This window comes from Cupriavidus basilensis, from assembly GCF_029335485.1.
GTDB classification, from domain to species: domain Bacteria; phylum Pseudomonadota; class Gammaproteobacteria; order Burkholderiales; family Burkholderiaceae; genus Cupriavidus; species Cupriavidus basilensis_E.
On the sequence record NZ_JARJLM010000448.1, the window covers coordinates 1 to 3,197 of the forward strand.

At 65.8% G+C, this 3,197-nt stretch carries 4 protein-coding genes; 2 read left to right on the forward strand and 2 right to left on the reverse strand.

Annotation, left to right across the window (positions count from 1 at the left end; all coding sequences use genetic code 11):
- A partial coding sequence (locus P3W85_RS27325; protein WP_276267045.1) for an ABC transporter permease subunit occupies positions 1–521 on the reverse strand: 521 nt, incomplete at its 3' end.
- On the reverse strand, positions 521–1,369 hold the full coding sequence (locus tag P3W85_RS27330) for a transporter substrate-binding domain-containing protein (RefSeq protein WP_017230653.1): 849 nt from the start codon (positions 1,367–1,369) through the stop codon (positions 521–523). The genes P3W85_RS27325 and P3W85_RS27330, both read right to left, overlap by 1 nt.
- 646 nt (positions 1,370–2,015) lie before the next feature.
- Between P3W85_RS27330 and P3W85_RS27335 the strand changes: the two genes are divergently transcribed.
- Both P3W85_RS27335 and P3W85_RS27340 read left to right on the forward strand, forming a co-directional pair.
- Entirely contained in the window at positions 2,016–2,270 is a 255-nt protein-coding gene (locus P3W85_RS27335; protein WP_276267046.1) for a type II toxin-antitoxin system Phd/YefM family antitoxin, read from the forward strand.
- Between the two features lie 279 nt (positions 2,271–2,549).
- On the forward strand, positions 2,550–3,197 hold a 648-nt coding region (locus P3W85_RS27340; RefSeq protein ID WP_276267047.1), incomplete at its 3' end, for a secretin N-terminal domain-containing protein.

The window sequence follows — 3,197 nt, forward strand, 5'->3', positions numbered from 1 at the left end:
GCCGGCAGCGCGAAGCGCGCCGCCAGCGGCAGTTGCACGCGCCACAGCAGGGTCCGGCGGTCGAAGCCCAGCGAAGCCGCCGCTTCCAGCGTGACCTTGGGCACCGCTTCGATGCCGGCGCGCAGGGCTTCGGCATGGAATACCCCCTTGTGCAGCGACAGCACCACCACCACCCACAGGAATGGCGTGAGCGGATTGCTGCGCTGCGCGTCCTGCAAGGCGTGCGTGATCAGCATATTCAGCACGAGGAAGGCGCAGTAGAGCTGCACCAGCGTGGGCGTATTGCGCGTGACTTCGACAAAGGCCCGGGTGGCGCCCGCCAGCAGCGGACGGCGGGAGGTCAGCAATGCCGCCATGGCCACGCCCGCCACCAGGCTGCCTGCCAGCGTGCAAACCACCAGTTGCACCGTGACCCAGGCGCCATGCGCGAACGCGCCGCGGTCATAGGCATCGGCCAGGAAGGCATAGTTCAGGCCGAGATGGCGCGCTCCGTCCACCAGCGAGGCAATCGCGGCATCCATCAGGAACGGCCGCCCTTGAACCTGTCGTGCAGCTCGATGAGCGCCGGCGAAGGCGGCAGGATGCCGGCCTTCTTCTCGGTGGCGATCAGCCAGCCGGTGCGGTGCCAGTTCTGCACGATGCGATCGACCGCCTGGATGGTGTCCTGCTCGCCCCTGCGGGTCCAGACCACGGTAGGCGCGGGATTCAGCTCCGGCAGCACGATGCGGTAGTTCTGCCACTCCGGATTGCCGCGCACCAGCGGCTGCAGCAGCGTGTTGTCGTGCACGGCGCCGGCGCAGTTGTCGCCGCGCAGCGCCAGCAGCGATTCCGCCGACCCCTTGAAGCCCTTCGGAATGGCGCCGTATTCCACCTGCACCGGGCGCGTATAGCTGCTGCCCTGCGAGATGCACACGGTCTTGCCCTTGAGGTCTTCCCAGCGGCGGATATCGCTCTGCTTTGGCACGATGACGGCGCCCCCCACGCGGTAATAGGGCGTCGGCACGTGGCCCAGCTGCTCACCCCGCTCGGCGTTGTATTCCATTGCCGCGATCAGCACGTCGACCTTGCCCTGCTGCAGGAACTGCACGCGGTTGGACGGCTGCACCTGCACGGTTTCCAGCTCCACATGGAGCTGCCTTGCCAGGTCCTGCGCCAGCTCGGCATTGAAGCCGACGGGCTTCTGCGTGGCAGGATCGATGGAGCCGAAGGCACTGCCGGACAACATGATGCCGACCACGATCCTGCCGCGCTGGCGGATCTTGTCGAGCGTGGCGTCGGCATGCGCCGCGCCGGCAATGAAGGTACCGGCCAGCAAGGTGGCGGCAAGGACGATAGGACGCTGGGAGCGCAGCGAAAGAGTGCGGGTCATGGTGTGTTCGGGTTGTTCGAATTCTTGTGGGCGAAGTCGTGGTTTGCGCACGCGGCGCACCGTCGGTGCCAGCCGGCTGGGGTGGCGCCAGCAGACTGTACGCAAGCGGCGGCGCACACGGAACGAATAAAAGAGGGGATCGTTATGCGTTATGCGTTATGCGTTATGCGTTATGCGTTATGCGCTGCGCGCGGGTGCGGTGGCATTGCCCGGGCCGGGGCGCATATCCATGCGCGCAAGGATTCGCTGAGCGTGCTCGCTGCATGTGCCGGCACCTGGCGATAGCCGCGCAACAAAAAAACTGCGGGTTTCATGTCTCATGAAACGTCTTAACTAATGAGGCAGGCGCTCTTTCAAGGGAATGCGCAATGGCACAAGAAGAATTCCGGGACCACAGATGGAAGCAGCATCGCGCCGGCACCGGGCATTGCGCGACGACGGCGGCGTCTGGCCCTGAAGCGCCGGGCAGCCAGCCGATAAGCCCGGCCGTGTAGCGGATCCGATACCGCTACTGCCGGCTGACGCAACACATTACGCAACACCACATTTCGCCAGCCGCCCGCAAGGCCCTTGCCGCGATCATCGCGGACGATGGATTTCCTTTGGCCAGGGCGGTCGTCTCGTCTTTACATCAAAAGGTCAGGGCATGACGGAAAGCCAGTGGTTCATCAACGTAACGAAATTCAGTGCCAACCCTTCCCGCGCGCTGGAGGCCGCGCAGGAGCAACCGGTACTGATCACGAAACACCAGCGCCCGCACGCCTACCTGGTGTCCGCGGAGTGCTGGATAGAAATGTGCACGCTGCTCGCCCACAACCGTGCGGAGCAGGCCGAGAACCGATACGCCATCGATCCCGTCGGGCGGGTCGGCATCAACAGCGCTTCATGCCACAACGGCTGAGCGCAGGCGAAGCAGTGGCATCCCCACAAGGGCGCCGCGGCGGCCTGGCGCGCCGCCGCAACCGTGCCGCGACCGCGCATCTCCTCGCTGCGCAACATGACACCATGATGGCAAGAACTGGCCTTTCGCCGCCATGGTTCTGTTGCACTGGCAGGATAGCTTATGCCTTCAGCGATGTTCCGCCGCCAACCCGCGGCAGCGCCACCCCGGCGGCATTCGCGGCAACTCACGGTCACCGTGCCAGAGCGGCTCCAGGCGCGGCCATCCCGCATACGGAACATGAACCTCAAACGCAATCTCGCGCACGCCTGCGCACTGCTTGCCCTGACCTTGAGCCTGCCGCAAGGGGCGCTGTCGGAGCAGGGCCCGGTGCAGGCGCAGCGGCGCGTCACGCTGGATTTCGAAAACGCCGAGATTGCCCAGGTAGTGCAGGCCGTCGCCGCCGCACATGGCAAGACCGTGCTGGTCGACCCGCGCGTCAAGGGCTCGCTCAGCCTGTCCTCGGACAAACCGCTGACCACGGCCCAGGCCATGCGCACGCTGCAGTCGGCCTTGCGCCTGCAGGGCTACGCCATGGTGGAGGACGGCAACATGCTGAAGGTGGTGCCCGAGGCCGACGCCAAGCTCCAGGCGATGGAAACGGTCGTCGGCAACGCGAGCGGCGCCGGCGCGCGCGGCAACCAGGTCATCACGCAGGTGTTCCGTCTCAAGCGGGAGTCCGCAGCCACGCTGGTACCCGTGCTGCGCCCGCTGATCACGGCCAACAGCGTGATCAATGCCTACCCCAACAACAACACCATCGTTGTGACCGACTACGCGGACAATGTACGCCGCATCGCCGATATCATCGCCGCGGTGGACAGGGGCGTGGCGGGCGGCGATGTGGAGGTGGTGCCGCTGCGCCATGTGATCGCCAGCGATGTCGCC